Here is an 868-nt window from a genome sequence, read left to right as displayed (position 1 = left end):
GCCCTGCTCACCTGCGCCTCGAACAACTCCGGCAGCGTCCCCGGCACCAGGCCGGCATCAGTGTCGTTCCACTCCTCGACCACCAGACGGCGCTCGTCCTCGCCGAGCACCCGGATCGCGCTCAACGGCAGGTCGGGCCCGCCGTCCAGCGCGGACTCCAGGGCGGCGACGAGGTGCGCGACGGCCGTGCGGGCCAGGGCGGCCACGGCGGCGGAGTCGATGGGGGCGATCGCGTCCACGGAGAGGCCGATCTTGTCCCCGTTGTCGTCGACGAGGAGGGCGAGCGGGTAGTTGGAGAGCTCGCGCGCGAAGAGCAGGCGCGTTCCCTCCATCGCCGCGTCCCAGCTCGTCTCGGCGTCCTGGCCGACGTTGTGCCGGTAGTTGAGGAAGGACGTGAACAGCGGGGTGACGCCGCTGGCGCGCTGGGCCACGACCAGCGGCGCGTGCTCGTGCTCCAGGAGCTGGGCGAGCTGGCCGCGCATCGCGGACACGGCGGCGAGGGAGCCGAGTTCGGCGGTACGGGCGCGCACCGGCAGCATGTTCATGAACGGGCCGGGCACGCGGTCGGCGCCCGAGCCGGCGTTCATGCGGCCGAGCAGGACGGTGCCGAAGACCACGTCGTCGCGGCCGCTGACGGCGGCGAGGACCCGGGCCCAGGCGACGTGCAGGACGGTCGCCGTGCTGACTCCCGCGCGGCGTGCAACCGTGCGGAGCCGTACGGTCAACCCCTGTTCGAGCGGCAGCAGTTCGAGGACGGCGTCCGAGCCGTCGCCGCGTACGTCCGCCAGGCCGTACGGGGCCGTGGGCTCGGTGACGTCGCCGAGCAGGTCGGCGAAGTAGCGCTCGTGCTCGGCGCGGTCCACGGTGG

1 protein-coding gene is annotated in these 868 nt (G+C 73.6%); it reads right to left on the bottom strand.

Annotation, left to right across the window (positions count from 1 at the left end; all coding sequences use genetic code 11):
• Positions 1 to 868, bottom strand: an 868-nt coding sequence (locus IEZ15_RS44100) for a condensation domain-containing protein (protein WP_229846614.1), incomplete at both ends; no start/stop codon positions are given.

Source organism: Streptomyces atratus (assembly GCF_014648655.1).
Taxonomy (GTDB): Bacteria; Actinomycetota; Actinomycetes; order Streptomycetales; family Streptomycetaceae; genus Streptomyces; species Streptomyces atratus.
Note: the sequence above shows the minus strand (reverse complement) of the source record. Positions and strands in the feature narration are given on the sequence as shown.